This is a genomic window from Mesorhizobium shangrilense (assembly GCF_040537815.1).
Classification (GTDB): Bacteria; Pseudomonadota; Alphaproteobacteria; order Rhizobiales; family Rhizobiaceae; genus Mesorhizobium; species Mesorhizobium shangrilense.
This window is the reverse complement of sequence record NZ_JBEWSZ010000002.1, coordinates 476681-492854: the sequence shown is the minus strand read 5'-3', so window position 1 is coordinate 492854 and position 16174 is coordinate 476681. Positions and strand designations below refer to the sequence as shown.

Here is a 16174-nt window from a genome sequence, read left to right as displayed (position 1 = left end):
AGTCGGGAATGGCGCCAGTAACGGAATTGACAGTCGGCCAGGTGGCCGCGCGCAGCGGAGTGGCGGTGTCGGCGCTGCATTTCTATGAGGCGCGCGGGCTGATCCGCAGCCACCGCACCTCGGGCAACCAGCGCCGCTACGGCCGCGACGTGCTGAGGCGCGTGGCGATCATCAAGGTCGCACAGGAAGTCGGCATCTCGCTGGCCGAGATCGGCTCCGCGCTTGAATCACTCCCTGAAGGCCGCACGCCGACACGCGACGACTGGAATCTGCTGTCGACCGCCTGGCGCGACGGGCTCGACCAGAAGATCGCCCAGTTGAAGAAACTGCGCGACGGGCTGACCGACTGCATCGGCTGCGGCTGCATGTCGATCGACAAATGCCCGCTGAGGAACAGGGGAGACCGGCTGGCAAGGGAAGGAACGGGCGCCAGGCGATTGCTGGTCGAAAGCTAATCCGCCGCCGGCAGCCGTCTTATCGTGAACTCGATCAAATCCCCCGGTCGCTCGAACCAGCTTTCGATCTCGGTCCAGTAGGCCTGCTTGGGGAAGCGCTCGAACCATTCCTGGGCCTTGAGACGCGCATCGGAGCGCGGCAGGACGAAGGTTTCTCGCAGAAACCCGTCTCGTGGCTTGTTCGCGCGTTCAGCCCGGCTTTGGTCGAGCCTTTTCTTCAGTCCATGCAGCGGCGGTCTTGCCGGCGTGCCCACGAAAGAACTCCTTGCCACCTGGCGCATGACCCCGAAATCGGAATCGAGGTTCGGAAAGGATCATGCGCAAAACCAAGGTGTCGCAGCGCCCTGTTGCGCGTCCAAAGGACGCGTGGTGCTGCAACGGGACTTGACCCTGTCCCCTAAGAGATTAGGGATCGCGCCCGGAAAAGACGAGTCATTTGTGGACTCGCCGCCCGCCCAACCGGAGACGGCCCTTGGAACGACCCGAGATACCCGCTGGCCTGCCAGCCGACATCGAAGAGAAGAAGATGAAGGCGCGGCTGTGGTTCGAGGCGCTGCGCGAACGCATCTGCGCCGGCTTCGAGCAGATCGAGCAGGATCTCGGCGGTCCGCTGGCCTCCTGGTCGCCCGGCCGCTTCGAAAAGACGCCCTGGGAACGCGACGAGGGCAAGGGCGGCGGCGGCACCATGTCGATGATGTATGGCCGCGTCTTCGAGAAGGTCGGCGTCCACACCTCGACCGTCTACGGCGAGTTCTCGCCTGAATTCAGGAAGCAGATGCCGGGCGCCGAGGAAGATCCGCGTTTCTGGGCATCAGGCATTTCGCTGATCGCGCATCCATGGAACCCCAACGTGCCGGCCGTCCACATGAACACGCGCATGGTCGTCACCTCCCGCCACTGGTTCGGCGGCGGCGCCGACCTGACGCCGGTACTCGACCGCCGCCGCACACAGGATGATCCCGACACCATCGCCTTCCATCGCGCCATGCAATTTGCCTGCGAGAAGAACGCTGATGTCGCCGACTACCAGAAATTCAAAGCCTGGTGCGACGAGTATTTCTATCTCTCGCATCGCAACGAACCGCGCGGCACCGGCGGCATCTTCTTCGACTGGCTGCATTCGGGCGAGGATAAGGGCGGCTGGAATGCCGACTTCAACTTCGTCCAGGATGTCGGGCGCTCCTTCCTCGTCGTCTATGGCCATCTCGTGCGCGCCAATTTCAACGAGAACTGGACCGATGGCGACCGCGACGAGCAGCTCATCCGCCGTGGCCGTTACGTCGAGTTCAACCTGCTGCACGATCGCGGCACCATCTTCGGACTGAAGACTGGCGGCAACGTCGCCGCCATTCTCTCCAGCCTGCCGCCGGAGGTGCGCTGGCCGTAGACTGTTGGTGAGCGGAGCGTGGTTCGCGCTTACCACTCACCATGACGGGCAGAATCAAAAAAGATTCAAAGTGTTAGCGCCAATCGCCGGATGCGCGGCGCTTTCATGCAACCAAGACCGGCCCATTGGTGTTATAGTTTTCGTCCGCCAGCGATCCGCGCACCAACCGGATCGCTGCCCAAAAAGATGCGCCGGACCCTCCCCCGACTCGAAGGATTCGGCCCCATGGATGAAAGGAGACATGCCATGAAGCAATTCAACTGCGGATCGCTGGTTCCCGGCTGCGACTGGCACACGCGTGCCGACGAGGAAGCCGAGGTCATGCGCCGTGCCGTCGAGCATATGCGCGAAACGCATGGCGAAACGGTCATCCGTGAAACGATGATCGAGGCCATCCGGTCCAGGATCGAGAAGGTCCGCGACGCGGCCTGAACCTGGAGCATGATCCCGAAAGGTGGGAACCGGTTTTCTCGGACAAACGGTTCCCGTTTGTCCAGAGATCATGTTCGAACAAACAGACAGGGCCTATCCCGATTCCATCGGGATGAAACAGGCTCTGAGCCATGCCCGGTTTCGGGACTATGGTTCCAAAGCCTCAGCGGCGCGCTTGATCAGCGCGTCGCGATCGGGTGCAAAACCCGCCTCGACCCATTCCACTTCCAGATTCTTCAGGACTTCGCCAAGCTTCGGCCCGGGCTTGGCACCGATGGCGGTGAGATCGGCGCCCTTGAGCGGAAACACCGGCTTTTCCCATCTAACAGCGAAGGCAAGCAGGCGCGAAAAGCCCCCGGCTTCCAATAGCGCGTCCGTATCCTCCACCGCGCGCGCCCGCGCCGAGGCGAGCGACAGCCTGAGACGATCGACAAATCCTTGCCGGTCGCCGCGATAGAGCTTCTTGGCAAGTTCGCTTTCGGTGGTCTTCGGCTCGACGGCGACGCTCAGCGCCCAGTTGCGCAGGCGGTCGGCCTCCGTCGTCGAGAATTTCAGCCTCTCGGCCAGCGTCTTCATGCGCGCTGCATCGGGCGGCACGATCGCCTCCAGCCTGAGCAGCGGATCAGGCGTCCAGCCCAGATCCTTCTCGGCCCTGGTCAGCGGGTGGATCGAATCGATGCCCCATTTCTCGCTCTCCGGCAGCACGCTGGTCAGCACGCCGGCCTGCCGCATCCACAGCAGCGCCCGTGACGGGTCGGGCGCCGACAGCAACTTCTTCAGTTCGGACCAGACCCGCTCGGCGGAAAGCTGACCGAGCCCCTCCTTCAATCGAGCGCAGGCCTTCAGCCCTTCGGCATCCGGACGGCCGTCGCCATACCAGGCGAAGAAGCGGAAGAACCTGAGGATGCGCAGATAATCCTCGCGGATGCGCGCTTCCGCATCGCCGATGAAGCGCAGCTGACGCGCCTCGATGTCGGCGATACCGCCGACCAGGTCGATGACGGTGCCGTCGGCTTCGGCATAGAGCGCATTGATGGTGAAGTCGCGCCGCTCGGCGTCGGCCTGCCAGTCGCGGCCGAACGAAACCCTGGCGCGGCGTCCGTCGGTCTCGATGTCGGCGCGCAAAGTGGTGACTTCATAGGGCTTGCCGCCGGCGACGACAGTGATCGTGCCGTGCTCGATACCGGTCGGCACCGCCTTGAAGCCTGCCGCCTCTGCGCGGCGGATGGTTTCATCAGGCAGGCAGGTGGTGGCGATGTCGATGTCGGCGACCGGTTGGCCCATCAGCGTGTTGCGCACCGCGCCGCCGGCGACACGCGCCTCTTCACCGCCTTCGGTCAGAATGCCAAGCAGGCGCTGCAGATGCTTGTCGCCGAGCCAGTCGGCCCTGCCCGCAATCGATGAACTCACGCATAGAGCCTTTCATAGAGCGTACGGATGATGCCGGCGGTGACGCCCCAGATGCGGCGGTCGCCATACGGCATGTCGTAGAAGAACCATTCGAGATCGTTCCACATGCGGCTGTCACGCTTGTGGTTGGCCGGGTCCATCAGGAAGCGCAGCGGCACTTCGAAGGCGGCATCGACCTCGTCGGCGTTAAGTGTCAACTGGAAAGGAGGCCGAACTATGCCCAGCACCGGCGCGATGCGGTAGCCGCTGCCGGCGACATAGTCGGGCATGCGGCCGATGATCTCGATGCGATCGCCGCCAAGGCCTATCTCCTCGAAGGTCTCGCGCAGCGCCGCCGCTTCCGGGCTTGCGTCGGTCGCATCGATGGTGCCGCCGGGAAAGGCCACCTGCCCCGAATGGCTGCGCAGCTTTTCCGCCCGCTTGGTCAGGAGGACCGTCGCATCGCCGTCGCGGTCGACCACCGGGATCAGCACCGCGGCATCGCGCAGCGCCCTGGCCTGGCTGAGACGCGGATGACCGGGATTGAAGCGATGATCGCCAAAATCGTCGCCGGCATGCGCGGCCGGCTGCGCCGCAAAGCGCGCGCGAAAATCCGCGGTGGAAAACCGGGCCGGCGTCACCTGGTCCATCACGCAGTCAGCCGCTTCAACTGGTCCGCCGCCATGATCGGAAACACGGCGCCCTTGGAGCGCACGGCGAACATGGTCTTACCGCCGATCTCGATCTCCTCGCCATGCCCGACCAGTTCGTACATCACCGGCCGCGCCACCAGCGCCTCCAGCCGGCCGCGCACCAGCACATAGGGTTTCAATCCGCCGGTCTCGCTCTCGTCGACGAAGCGCAGGGGACGATCCGGTCCAACCTCGACCACATCCCCGACATTGGTGCGGAAGGTGATGATTTGCTCGTCGCCGCTGCCGGAAACATTAATCTCGACGGCAATGAAAGGCGCATCGGCGACGCGGATGCCGACCCGTTCCACCGGTGTCACCAGATAGGTCTTGCCGTCCGCGTCCTTGCGCAGCACCGAGGAAAAGAGCTGGACCAGGGGCATGCGGCCGATCGGCGTGCCCAGATAGAACCATGTGCCGTCGGCCTTGATCTCCATGTCGAGATCGCCGCAGAAATCGGGATTCCAGCGCTCGACCGGCGCCGGCCCCTTACCGGCGCGCGTGGCGCGCGACACGAGCGCCTCAAGCCCTCGCGCCTCGGTTGCCGCCGTCAGGCTTTCTTCACGATGTTCGGAGTGTTCCGTCATGGTCACGAAATAGTCACTGTTGTTTCGCTTGTCAGCCTAAGTGTACGATTTAAGTTCGATCATAGGCGCTACGCGAGGCCGAATCGCGGCAGTCATGTTATTCTGCGGGCCGGTATTTCCAACAACAAGGATCGATGCTGAATGAGCGTGATGATCAAGGAAAATCCGATCAGCGAAGCCGAGATGATCGCCCAGGCCGAAAAGGCACTGTCCGACATCTCCAGGGTTCGCGACGGTGTCGGCCGGGTCATCTTCGGCCAGGAAAGCGTGGTCGAGCGCACGCTGGTGGCGGTGCTGGCCGGCGGCCACGCGCTGCTGGTCGGCGTGCCCGGCCTTGCCAAGACCAAGCTGGTCGAAACGCTGGGTATCGTGCTCGGTCTTGATTCGCGCCGCATCCAGTTCACGCCCGACCTGATGCCGTCCGACATCCTCGGTTCCGAGGTGATGGAGCAGGACGAGACCGGAAAACGTTCCTTCCGCTTCATCCCGGGGCCGATCTTCGCCCAGTTGCTGATGGCCGACGAGATCAACCGCGCCTCGCCACGCACCCAGTCGGCGCTGCTGCAGGCGATGCAGGAATATCACGTTACCATCGCCGGCGCCCGCCACGACCTGCCGGCGCCCTTCCACGTGCTGGCGACGCAGAACCCGCTGGAGCAGGAAGGCACCTATCCGCTGCCCGAGGCACAGCTCGACCGCTTCCTGATGCAGGTCGACATCCTCTACCCCGACATCGAGGCGGAGCGCCGCATCCTGCTGGAGACCACCGGCATCGAGGATGCCAAAGCCGAAAACGTCCTGCAGCCGGCCCGGCTGAGGGAAATCCAGACGCTGATCCGCCGCATGCCCGTGCCGGAAAGCGTCGTCGAGGCGATCCTCAAGCTGGTGCGCTCGGCGCGCCCCGGCCAGGGCAACGCGGAAACCGACAAGCATGTTGCCTGGGGCCCGGGACCACGCGCCAGCCAGGCGCTGACGCTGTGTGCCCGCGCCCGCGCGCTCTACGACGGGCGGCTGGCGCCATCGGTCGACGATATCAGGGCGCTCGCCGAGCCGGTGCTGCAACACCGCATGGCGCTGACCTTCGCCGCCCGCGCCGAAGGCACCACCGTGCGCGACGTCGTGGCGAAACTGGCCAAAGGTATCTGATGGCGCGTGTTGGCGAGCTCCAGGCACCGACTGCGACGAGAGACGCGCTCGCCCGTGGCCGGTTGCGGGCTTCGCTGGTTCCGGACCTGCTGGTCGAGGCGCGGCGCATCGTCAACACCGTGATTGCTGGCTGGCATGGCCGCCGCAAGCGCGGCATCGGCGAGAATTTCTGGCAGTTCCGCCCCTATGTCGAAGGCGATTCCTCGCGCATCGACTGGCGCCGCTCGGCCCGCGACGACCACACCTATGTGCGCGACCGCGAATGGGAAGCCGCCCATACGGTCTGGCTGTGGGCCGACCCCTCGCCCTCCATGCTCTACAAATCGACCGGCGCCAGCGTTTCGAAACAATCCCGCGCGCTGGTCATCGCGCTGGCCATGGCCGAGCTTCTGTCGCGCAGCGGCGAGCGCATCGCCTGGCCGGGCCTCACCGATCCATTCACCGCCCGCAACGGCGCCGAGCGCATCGCGGCGCGGCTGACGCATGCCGGCGAACTGCCGGCAAAGCCCGATCTGTCGGCAATCCGCCGCTTCGCCGACATCGTCATCGTCAGCGATTTCCTCGATCCGGTCGAAGACACCATGGCCTGGCTCGACGTGCTCGCCCGCCACGGCGTGCGCGCGCATCTGATCGAAGTCGCCGATCCGGCCGAGGAGACTTTTCCCTATGCCGGCCGCACCGAATTCACCGATCCCGAGACCGGCGACAAGCTGACCGCCGGCCGCGCCGAAATGCTCGGCGATGAATACCGCCTGCTCTACACTGCCCGCCGCCACGAGCTGGCCGCCTGGTGCAAGCGGCTCGGCTGGAGCTTTACCGTCAACCACACCGACCGCCTCGCCTCCGATGCGCTGGTGCGCCTGCACCTGGCGATGACCGCCGATGGCGGCTATGCCGGAAAGGTCAGCGCATGAGCTGGCTGCCGCTCTCCTTTGGAGCACCGATGGTGCTGTGGGGCCTGCTGGCGCTGCCGGTGATCTGGTGGCTGCTGCGGCTCACCCCGCCCAAGCCACAGGCCGAGATTTTTCCGCCGCTGAAGATCCTGGCCCGTGTGTTGAAGCGCGAGGAGACGCCGCAACAGAGCCCATGGTGGCTGACGCTGCTCCGGCTGCTGATGGCCGCGCTCATCGTCGCGGCACTTGCCGAACCGATCTTCAATCCGCGCGAAAAGCTGCCGGCCGAGGGTGCCGCCCTTGCGCTGGTCATCGACAATGACTGGGCAAGTGCCGCCGACTGGGGCAAGCGCGTCGCCACCGCCGAACGGCTGATCGCCGATGCCGGCTCGAACGGCGTGCCGGTGATCATCGCCTTCACCGCCGAAAAACCCAATTCCGAGATCGGGCCCTTCGATGCCGCCAAGGCCCTGGACCGTTTACGTGCCACAAAGCCCCGCCCGATCCCGACCGACCGTCCCGGCGTCTACGCTCGCGTCGCCAGTGCCCTGGCCTCCCTGCCGGGCGCCAGCGTCGCCGTGCTTGCCGACGGCCTGGCCGCTCAAGGCGACGAAGCCGCCTTCAACACGCTCCTGTCGAAAAACGCCGCGCGCGTCGTCTGGGCGGTCACCGACCGGATGTCGCTCGCCGGCCTGACCAATGCCGAGAACCAGGTGGACGGTTTTGCCCTCACCGCCATTCGCGCTCCGGGCGACCTGGCCCCTCGGCAGGTAACGGCCGGCGCCTTCGACGACAAGGGCCGCCGCATCGCCGATGCGACGCTGACCTTTGCCCCCGGCGAGGCAACCGCCACCGGCACCATGACCGTGCCGTTCGAACTGCGTAACGACTTCGCCTCGATCGCGCTTGACGGCGAACGCCATGCCGGCGCCGTGCGTGTCCTCGACGAAAGCTCCAAGCGCCGCCGCGTCGGGCTGCTGTCGCAGGCCGAGGCCGACCAGGCCCAGCCGCTTTTGTCGCCGCTCTATTACATCCGCCGCGCGCTCCAGCCTTTCGCAGACCTCGTCGAGCCCTCAAGCGCCGACCTTGCCGACGCCATTCCGCAGATCCTCGACCAGAAGCCGGCGATGATCATCATGGCCGATATCGGCACGATCCCGGAGCAGGTACGGCAGAGACTGGTCGACTGGGTCGACAATGGCGGTACGCTGGTGCGTTTTGCCGGCTCGCGGCTGGCCGCCGCCGGCAATGACGATGATCTGCTGCCGGTCAGGCTGCGCACCGGCGAGCGCTCGCTCGGCGGCGCCTTGTCGTGGACGTCGCCGCAACCCGTCACCGAATTTCCCAAGGCCGGCCCCTTCGCCGATCTCGCGCCGCCGACGGAGGTCACCGTCACAAGGCAGGTGCTGGCCGAGCCGACCCCTGACATCGTCGATCGCACCTGGGCGGCCCTTGCCGACGGCACGCCGCTGGTGACCGGGCTGAAGAAGGGCAAGGGCACGCTGGTGCTGTTCCACGTCACGCCCGAGGCGACCTGGTCCAACCTGCCGATCTCCGGCAGTTTCGTCGAGATGCTCAGGCGCATCGTGCAGATATCGCGCAACCAGGGTGCGGCGGTCGCCAATGCCGAAGCCGCGGCCACCTCGCTGGCGCCCTACCGCATGATATCAGCCGATGGCACGCTGGTGCCGCCGACGCCGGATGCAAGGCCGCTGGTTCCCGGTGCTGGCCGCTTGCCGGTGACCTTCGAGAACCCGCCCGGCCTTTACGGCTCAGAATCCGGTGTCTTTGCCCACAACCTCCTGGAGGCCGGCAGTGTGTTCGCGCCACTGGTGCGTCCGAACGTTTCGGTGCCGGTCACCGATATCCAGTACGCTTTCGATGAATCGCGGAACCTGAAGGGGCCGCTGGTGACCATAGCGCTGTTGCTGATGGCGCTCGACACGCTGGCCGTGTTCTGGATGGGTGGCCTGTTTTCGCGTCGGCCACGCCGCACCGGTGCGGTGACGACCACGGCCGTGCTGCTGATTTTGTTTGGCGCGCTGTTCGGCCACGCCGACCTCGCTCGTGCCGATGATGCCAAGCCCGGCGATCAGGCGGCGATCGAAGCGATTTCGAAGACCCGCATCGCCTATGTGCTGACCGGCGTACCCGGCGACGATTCGATCAGCCGCGCCGGGCTGGAGGGCCTGACCCGGTTCCTGATCGAGAAGACCGCGCTCGAACCGGGCGCACCGGCGGGCGTCGATATCTCCAAGGACGAGCTGTCCTTCTACCCGCTGATCTACTGGCCGATCGATCCGGCGGCACCGATGCCGAGCCAGGCGTCGATCGCGCGTATCGACGCCTATATGCAGCAAGGCGGCACCGTGCTGTTCGACACGCGCGACCAGTTCGCCAACGGCATCGGCGCCGATTCGACCAGCCTGGCCACCGAGCGGCTGCGCGACATCCTGGCCAATCTCAACGTGCCGCCGCTGGAACCCGTGCCGTCCGACCATGTGCTGACCAAGTCCTTCTTCATCATGCCCGAGTTTCCCGGCCGTTTCGCCGGCAGCCCGCTTTGGGTGGAAGCGTCGCTCGACGCCAGCAACACCGAGAACCGGCCGGTGCGCACCGGCGACGGCGTGTCGCCGATCATGATCACCGCCAATGATTTCGCCGGCGCCTGGGCGGTCGACGAAAACGGCGACCCGCTACTACCGACCGTGCCGTCGGACCCGATGCAGCGCATCTATGCGCTGCGCGCCGGCGTCAACATCATGATGTACATGCTGACCGGCAACTACAAATCCGACCAGGTGCATGTCCCCGTGCTGCTCGAACGGCTGGGGCAGTAGCTCATGAACTGGTCGATCTCCTTCGAACCGCTCATTTCCTGGCCGCTGCTCGCCATCGTGCTGGTGCCGCTGCTGCTCCTGTCGCTGGTAGGGCTGTGGTTTCGCCAGCGCGGTTCGGTCCTGCGCTTCGTCGCCCTCCTGGCCCTGGGCGCCGCCGTCCTCAATCCGGTTTTCCTCGACGAGGAGCGCGAGGCGCTGAAAAGCGTCATTGCCCTGGTCGTCGACCGCAGCCCGAGCCAGGATATCGGCGACCGCACCAAGCAGACCGACGAGGCGCTGGCCGGCCTGCAACAGCGTCTTGGCCGCTTCAAGCAGTTCGATGTCCGCGTCGTCGAGGCCGGCAAGACCGAGGCAACCGACGAGCACGCCGAAACCCGGCTTTTCAGTGCGCTCGAGGGCGCGTTCCGCGACGTGCCGCCGTCGCGCATCGGCGGCGCCATCATGATTACAGATGGTCAGGTGCATGACGCACCGGCAGGTAGCCCCGACTTCCACGCGCCGCTGCACGCGCTGATCACCGGCAACGACCACGAAAAGGACCGCCGCATCCGCTTCGACAATGCGCCGCGCTTCGGCCTTGTCGGCAAGCCGCTCGACATGAGCTACCGCGTCATCTCGACCGAGAACGAGCCCGTTCCGGTCGATGTCCGCGTTTCCGTCAATGGCCAGCAGGTCTCTGTGGAGCACGCCATCGTCGGCCAGACGATGGCGCTGCAAGTCACCATTCCCGGCGCCGGCCGCAACATCATCGAACTCGCCATCGACAAGGAGCCGGGCGAGCTCACCGAAACCAACAACCGCGCCATCGCGCTGGTCGATGGCATTCGAGAGAACCTGCGCGTCCTGCTCGTCTCGGGCGAGCCGCATGCGGGCGAGCGTACCTGGCGCAATCTGCTGAAATCCGACGCCTCGGTCGACCTCGTCCACTTCACCATCCTGCGGCCGCCGGAAAAGCAGGACGGCACGCCGATCAACGAATTGTCGCTGATCGCCTTCCCGACGCGCGAACTCTTCGTCGAGAAGATCAAGGATTTTGACCTGATCATCTTCGACCGCTACCAGCACCGCGACGTGCTGCCGATCCTCTATTACGACTACATCGCCGAATATGTAGAAAAGGGCGGCGCGCTGCTGATCGCCGCCGGCCCCGAATATGCCGGAGACGCTTCGATTGCCCGCACGCCGCTGATGTCGGCGCTGCCGGCGATGCCGACCGGCGAAGTCATCGACAAGGCCTTCTATCCTCGCCTCACCGACCTTGGCCAGCGCCACCCGGTGACACGCGGGCTCGACGGTTCCGCCACCGAGCCGCCGCACTGGAGCCGCTGGTTCCGCACCATCGGCGTGCAGAATCCCGAGGGCCAGGTGGTGATGAAGGGCGCCGACGACCGACCGCTGCTGCTGCTCGACCGCAAGGGCGAAGGCCGCGTCGGCATGCTCCTGTCCGACCAGGGCTGGCTGTGGGCGCGCGGCTTCGAGGGCGGCGGCCCGCATGTCCAGCTTTACCGGCGCATCGCCCACTGGCTGATGAAGGAGCCGGAGCTTGAAGAGGAAAGGCTGACCGCCGACGGGCGCGGCATGGTGCTGGAGATCCGCCGCCAGACCATGGCCGATGATCCAGGCACGGCGCAGGTCATCACCCCTTCCGGCAAGACGATGAGCGTCAAGCTCGACAAGTCGGAGCCCGGCGTCTTCCTCGGCAGCGTCCAGACCAGCGAGATCGGCCTCTACCAGATCGCCAATGGCGACCTGACCGCACTTGCCCATGTCGGCCCGATCAACTCGCCGGAATTCGCCGATGTCGTTTCCACGCTGAATCGCCTCAGGGCGCCGGCGGAAGCAACCGGCGGCGGCGTGCGCCGGCTGGCGACGTCATCCGCCAGCGACGTAACCCTGCCGGCCGTCGTGCCGGTGCGGTCCTCGGGCGAAGCTTCAGGCAGCGACTGGATCGGCCTGCGCACCACCGACGACAGCGTGCTGAAGGCCGTGTCACGCGTGCCCCTGTTCGGCGGCTTCCTCGGCCTCGGCCTGCTGCTCCTGGCCATGGGTTCGATGTGGTATCGCGAGGGACGGTAGCGGCGCCTCTTTTTCCTTCTCCCCTTGTGGGGCCCGAAGGGCGGGCGAGGCCCGTGACTCGCCCAGGGCGGTGGATCGGCGCGCAGCGCCGAGACGGTTGAGGGGTATTCCGGCGGAGTGAGATGCTGGTGTTCCCTGGAACACCCCTCATCCGACCTCGCTTCGCGAGGCCACCTTCTCCCACAAGGGGGAGAAGGCAGAACCTGCGAACCGGCCGCAGCCCTCCGCTATGGCTCCGGGCGTTCGTCGCTTCAATCGACAAATCGTTGTCGATTGATCGCCCTGCGGGCGACCACTCCTTACTCCTCCGGTTCGGTCGTGAACATCAGGGGATAGCCCTTGGCCTTGCCGGCGTCGGTCGCGCGCGTTGCCTTGGTCTCGGCGACATCCTTGGTGAAGACGGCAACGACGCAGACGCCGCGGCGATGGGCGGTGATCATTATCCTGTGCGCCTGGTCCTCGCTCAGCTTGAACTCGCCCTTCAGCACCGTCACCACGAACTCGCGGGGCGTGAAGTCGTCATTGATGAGGATGACCTTGTAGAGCTTCGGCCGCTCGACCTGCGGCTTGACCTGGACACGGGGTTTTGTGGTGATCTCGGGCATCGGAACCGGCAATCGCACGATAATTCAAGGCTGTCGTTCTGACATGGGCGAGCGCTGTCGTCCATTCGGGGCAGCCACGGACCGGTTCCCCGGCGGCCATCCGCCATTCATACCTTATGTGGGAATTATCGACCGCTGTTCAACGGCCCTGGCGGCCGACCATGCGGCGCGATTGTGTTCCGGTCGCGTCCTGACGGTGCTCGCGCCATGCGACCAGCACCCAGGCGACGAAGCAGATCAGCGTGGCGCTGGCCAGGACGATCATCAGCCAGTTCTGCAACGGCGTGATGTAGTCCCAGTCCCTGGAAATCTGCGGCGCGAACAGCGAAGGCTCGGTCCGTCCGCTGGCCGGATCAGGTACCGGACTCGCGGTCAACAGGATTAATACTCTGGCCAGCGCGGAGACCCCCAGGCCGCCGAGCACCATCGAGCGCAAAATGGACGAGGGCCGCGTGTTCATGCGGATAACCCTAGCGGGCGGCAATTGCGATCAGGTTAAGAATCGCCGCAGCCCGCCGAATATAGAGCATGATCCCGAAAAGTGGGAGCCGGTTTTCGGAAAAGATCCTGCTCAAACAAACAGATAGAGCCCCATCCCGATTCCATCGGGATGGAACAGGCTCTAGGTGTTGCGGTTGCGCGGATAGAAGAAGGCCGCTCCAGCCGAATTCAACTGAAGCGGCCTTGTTCAGGCTAGGATAGGCCTGGGATCAGGGCTTCTTCGGAGCCGGCTTGGCCTTGGCGGCCTTCTTCACCGGGCACTTGTGCGTCTTGGTGGCCTTGCAGGCCTTCTTGACGGTCTTCTTGGCGGCGGCCGGCTTCGCAGCGGCCGGCTTGGCGGCGGCAGGCGCGGTAGCGGCCGGAGCAGTGGTGGTGGTTGCCGCAGGAGCGGTCGTCGTCGTCTGGGCGTTGCCGAGAACCGGCATCGAGAAGGAGAGAGCGACGGCGAGACCAAGGGCGGAGAGGAGGGACTTGTTCATGGCTGGTTTCCTTTTTTATGCGGGTCGGTAGTGAGTGTCACTGAGCCGGGTCGATCGGTGTCACTCCAAGCAGTTTCAGAGCATTGGCGAGCATCCGGATTCCCTGTGCCTGTTTCTTGTTGGCGCAGAACCGGTTGCCCTTTCTCTGAAGTGCTTTTGCCGCGGTGACCTGCGTTGCCGTGGCGTGGGTTTCGAGGGCTTCGTCAAATTGGTGGCTGAGATTGGTGCAGCGTTCGGTCCGGGTGAGCACCTTTGCATCCGATTGCTCGACCACAGCCGTGACGAGCGATATGCCGAGCACCGCACCCATCAGACTGATCGAGATCCTTTGCATTGGCTTTCCGTAACTCCGGGCACTAACGTCGCAGCCGTTCACCTGACCGCCACGTGACCACTTATGCCTCCGTATGTTTTCGCGAGTTTTTCCCGAATATAGAAATTTGTTTCTGAATTGTTTCTGGGAAATCGGGACTGAAATTCCACCCTCGCCACTGGCCAAGATATGGCCTGAATTCTATCGTGTGGATGATGGAATGAAGACTATGCAATTCATGATGACAGGCCACCTGTGAAATCAGACGCACACATATTGATCGTCGACGACGACAAGGGCATTCGCGACCTGCTTCAGGAATTCTTCCAGAAACGGGGGCTGCGCACCACGGTGGCGTCCGACGGCACGGAGATGGAGGCCATCCTGCGCCGCACGGCGGTCGACCTCATCATCCTGGACGTCATGCTGCCCGGAAAGAGCGGACTGGAACTGTGCCGTGACATCCGCGCCAGCTATTCGACGCCGATCATCATGCTGACCGCGGTCACCGAGACCACCGACCGCGTGGTTGGCCTGGAGATGGGCGCCGACGACTATGTCCCCAAACCCTTCGATCCGCGCGAATTGCTGGCCCGCATACGTGCCGTGCTGAGGCGCCACGGCACCGCTGAGCCGAAGCGCGCCACCACCAAGCAGATCTACCACTTCGCCGGCTGGACGATGGATTGTTCGCGCCGGAGGCTGATCGCGCCGGGTGACGTCCGTGTCGAGTTGACGATGGCGGAGTTCAACCTGCTGCACACCTTCGTCAAGAGCGCGCAGCGGGTGCTGACCCGCGACCAGCTCATCGAACTGTCGGGCGGCGACACCGACTACAGTTTCGACCGCAGCATCGACATTCTTGTCAGCCGGCTGCGGCGCAAGATGGAAGACGATCCCAAGACACCGAAGCTGATCCTCACGGTGCGCAGCGGCGGCTACCAGTTCCTGCCCGAGACGACGTCCGAATGAGACGCTTCCTGCCGCAGACGCTGCCCGTCTGGGTGCTGCTCATCGTCATTGCCGGCCTGCTGATCAGCCAGGTCGCAACACTCTACATCGTGTCGCGCGACCGGGTGGCGGCCAATGACGTGGTCGACCTCTACCGGCTCAACGACCGCGCCTTCTCGCTGGTGCAGCTGATGAGCGGCGCCACGCCTGAACAGCGCAAGGTGACCGCGGCCGGCCTGTTCAATTCCGCCTATGCGCTGACCGTTTCGGACACGCCCGCCGTCACCTCGTCGATCGCCGGCGACGACGAACTGGCCGAGCTCGAGGACATCATGGTCAGCCGGCTGTCGAAATTCGGCATCACCGATGCGCGCGTTCGCCGCGACCCGGCCACGACCGACACCGATGACACCGACGGCGCGGTCGACGGCGCCGACATCGGCCAGGTGGAGCGCGACCTTCTGGCACTGTCGGCCAATTTCGCCCAGAGCGACAAGCTGACGGCGTCGCTGCGCTTCGGCGATGGCCAGTGGCTGAACTTCACCGAGCCCAACACCCCCGTCGGCCCGATACTGAGCCTCGACAGCCTACCGCTCTATTCGCTGATCGCAGGCCTGGTGGTGATCATGTCGATCTGGTCGCTGCGCCGGCTGACCGCGCCCTACCGGATGATGGAAACAGCGGTGAACAGGATCGGCAAGGATCTGAAGAGCCCGCCGATCTCCGAGGCGGGCAGCCGCGAGGTCCGCGCCGCGGCCAAGGCGATCAACGCCATGCAGGCAAGGTTGCGCGAATATGTCGAGGACCGCGAACATCTGGCTGCCGCGCTCGCGCATGATCTGCGCACGCCGCTGACCAGGATGCGGCTGCGCCTGGAGTTGCTGCGCAAGTCGCCGGCGCGCGCCGCACTCGCCCATGACCTTGCCGACATCGAGGGCATTGCGAGCTCCGTCATCGACTTCGCCACCTTCGAGGTGACCGAGGAGAAGGATGAAAGGATCGATTTCCTGTCACTCGTGGAGGCTGTCGCCGACGGTTTCGAGGCCGTTTCGTTCGAGGATGACGAGACGCATCCGCGCGGCCTGATCTGCATCGCGCGGCCGGTGGCGCTTCGGCGCTGCGTCACCAATCTCGTCCAGAATGCCGTGACCTATGGCAAGCGGGCGCACCTGACCCTGCAGCGATCGGAAAACACCGTCACGCTGGCCATCCGCGACGAGGGGCCGGGCATACCGCAAGCTCAGCTCGACTCGGTGTTCGGCTCGTTCGTTCGCCTTGAACAGTCCCGCAACCGCCAGACCGGCGGCCTTGGCCTTGGCCTGACCATTGCCCGCAACATCGCCCGTGGCGTCGGTGGCGAGATCCGCCTGTCCAACTATCCCGGCGGCGGTCTGCTGACGGAGCTGCGCCTGCCGCTGGCGGCGTGAT

General features: G+C 65.0%; 17 protein-coding genes. 9 read left to right on the top strand and 8 right to left on the bottom strand.

Annotated features, from left to right (window positions below; translation table 11 throughout):
* Window positions 1-8 precede the first annotated feature (8 nt).
* Window positions 9-455, top strand: coding sequence for a redox-sensitive transcriptional activator SoxR (gene soxR / locus ABVQ20_RS26990; protein WP_354462702.1), 447 nt, complete (start codon window positions 9-11; stop codon window positions 453-455).
* Here soxR and ABVQ20_RS26985 read toward each other — a convergent pair.
* The gene (locus ABVQ20_RS26985) at window positions 452-709 is read right to left on the bottom strand and encodes a hypothetical protein (protein WP_227345610.1); all 258 of its coding nucleotides are present in this window, start codon (window positions 707-709) and stop codon (window positions 452-454) included. The two genes, soxR and ABVQ20_RS26985, sit on opposite strands and share 4 nt — an antisense overlap.
* Window positions 710-927: 218 nt before the next feature.
* On the opposite strand from ABVQ20_RS26985, the gene hemF reads away from it, so the two are divergent.
* Complete coding sequence (hemF, locus tag ABVQ20_RS26980) at window positions 928-1842, top strand: oxygen-dependent coproporphyrinogen oxidase (RefSeq protein ID WP_354462701.1); 915 nt, start codon at window positions 928-930, stop codon at window positions 1840-1842.
* A gap of 246 nt (window positions 1843-2088) precedes the next feature.
* Window positions 2089-2274, top strand: a complete 186-nt coding sequence (locus ABVQ20_RS26975; protein WP_354462700.1) for a DUF1059 domain-containing protein — start codon at window positions 2089-2091, stop codon at window positions 2272-2274.
* Window positions 2275-2421: 147 nt separating this feature from the next.
* Here the strand turns inward: ABVQ20_RS26975 and ABVQ20_RS26970 are convergent, their stop codons facing one another.
* From ABVQ20_RS26970 to ABVQ20_RS26960, 3 genes are read right to left on the bottom strand one after another with little or no spacing between them, the layout of a single operon-like run.
* The gene (locus ABVQ20_RS26970; RefSeq protein ID WP_354462699.1) at window positions 2422-3684 is read right to left on the bottom strand and encodes a CCA tRNA nucleotidyltransferase; all 1263 of its coding nucleotides are present in this window, start codon (window positions 3682-3684) and stop codon (window positions 2422-2424) included.
* The gene (locus ABVQ20_RS26965; protein ID WP_354462698.1) at window positions 3681-4313 is read right to left on the bottom strand and encodes a CoA pyrophosphatase; all 633 of its coding nucleotides are present in this window, start codon (window positions 4311-4313) and stop codon (window positions 3681-3683) included. Before ABVQ20_RS26965 ends, ABVQ20_RS26970 begins: the two co-directional genes overlap by 4 nt.
* On the bottom strand, window positions 4313-4942 hold the full coding sequence (locus ABVQ20_RS26960) for a DUF1285 domain-containing protein (RefSeq protein WP_354463147.1): 630 nt from the start codon (window positions 4940-4942) through the stop codon (window positions 4313-4315). Before ABVQ20_RS26960 ends, ABVQ20_RS26965 begins: the two co-directional genes overlap by 1 nt.
* A gap of 141 nt (window positions 4943-5083) precedes the next feature.
* Here ABVQ20_RS26960 and ABVQ20_RS26955 point away from each other — a divergent pair, with 141 nt between their 5' ends.
* From ABVQ20_RS26955 to ABVQ20_RS26940, 4 genes are read left to right on the top strand one after another with little or no spacing between them, the layout of a single operon-like run.
* Complete coding sequence (locus ABVQ20_RS26955; RefSeq protein ID WP_354462697.1) at window positions 5084-6088, top strand: AAA family ATPase; 1005 nt, start codon at window positions 5084-5086, stop codon at window positions 6086-6088.
* On the top strand, window positions 6088-7002 hold the full coding sequence (locus ABVQ20_RS26950) for a DUF58 domain-containing protein (RefSeq protein WP_354462696.1): 915 nt from the start codon (window positions 6088-6090) through the stop codon (window positions 7000-7002). Before ABVQ20_RS26955 ends, ABVQ20_RS26950 begins: the two co-directional genes overlap by 1 nt.
* Complete coding sequence (locus ABVQ20_RS26945) at window positions 6999-9821, top strand: DUF4159 domain-containing protein (protein WP_354462695.1); 2823 nt, start codon at window positions 6999-7001, stop codon at window positions 9819-9821. The genes ABVQ20_RS26950 and ABVQ20_RS26945 overlap by 4 nt, the downstream gene beginning before the upstream one ends.
* A 3-nt stretch (window positions 9822-9824) precedes the next feature.
* Window positions 9825-11897, top strand: coding sequence for a hypothetical protein (locus tag ABVQ20_RS26940; protein WP_354462694.1), 2073 nt, complete (start codon window positions 9825-9827; stop codon window positions 11895-11897).
* Between the two features lie 299 nt (window positions 11898-12196).
* Here ABVQ20_RS26940 and clpS read toward each other — a convergent pair whose 3' ends face one another.
* From clpS to ABVQ20_RS26920, 4 genes are all read right to left on the bottom strand, one after another.
* On the bottom strand, window positions 12197-12502 hold the full coding sequence (gene clpS, locus ABVQ20_RS26935; protein WP_354463146.1) for an ATP-dependent Clp protease adapter ClpS: 306 nt from the start codon (window positions 12500-12502) through the stop codon (window positions 12197-12199).
* A gap of 139 nt (window positions 12503-12641) precedes the next feature.
* Window positions 12642-12962 carry a hypothetical protein gene (locus ABVQ20_RS26930; protein WP_354462693.1) on the bottom strand — a complete coding sequence of 107 codons (321 nt, stop codon included), beginning with the start codon at window positions 12960-12962 and terminating at the stop codon, window positions 12642-12644.
* Window positions 12963-13212: 250 nt separating this feature from the next.
* Entirely contained in the window at window positions 13213-13482 is a 270-nt protein-coding gene (locus ABVQ20_RS26925) for a hypothetical protein (protein WP_354462692.1), read from the bottom strand.
* A gap of 37 nt (window positions 13483-13519) precedes the next feature.
* Window positions 13520-13816 (bottom strand): hypothetical protein, encoded by a 297-nt coding sequence (locus tag ABVQ20_RS26920; protein ID WP_354462691.1) that lies wholly within the window; start codon window positions 13814-13816, stop codon window positions 13520-13522.
* A gap of 234 nt (window positions 13817-14050) precedes the next feature.
* On the opposite strand from ABVQ20_RS26920, the gene ABVQ20_RS26915 reads away from it, so the two are divergent.
* Both ABVQ20_RS26915 and ABVQ20_RS26910 read left to right on the top strand, forming a co-directional pair.
* Complete coding sequence (locus ABVQ20_RS26915; protein WP_354462690.1) at window positions 14051-14767, top strand: response regulator; 717 nt, start codon at window positions 14051-14053, stop codon at window positions 14765-14767.
* Complete coding sequence (locus ABVQ20_RS26910) at window positions 14764-16173, top strand: ATP-binding protein (RefSeq protein ID WP_354462689.1); 1410 nt, start codon at window positions 14764-14766, stop codon at window positions 16171-16173. The genes ABVQ20_RS26915 and ABVQ20_RS26910 overlap by 4 nt, the downstream gene beginning before the upstream one ends.
* The last annotated feature ends 1 nt before the right edge of the window (window position 16174 follow it).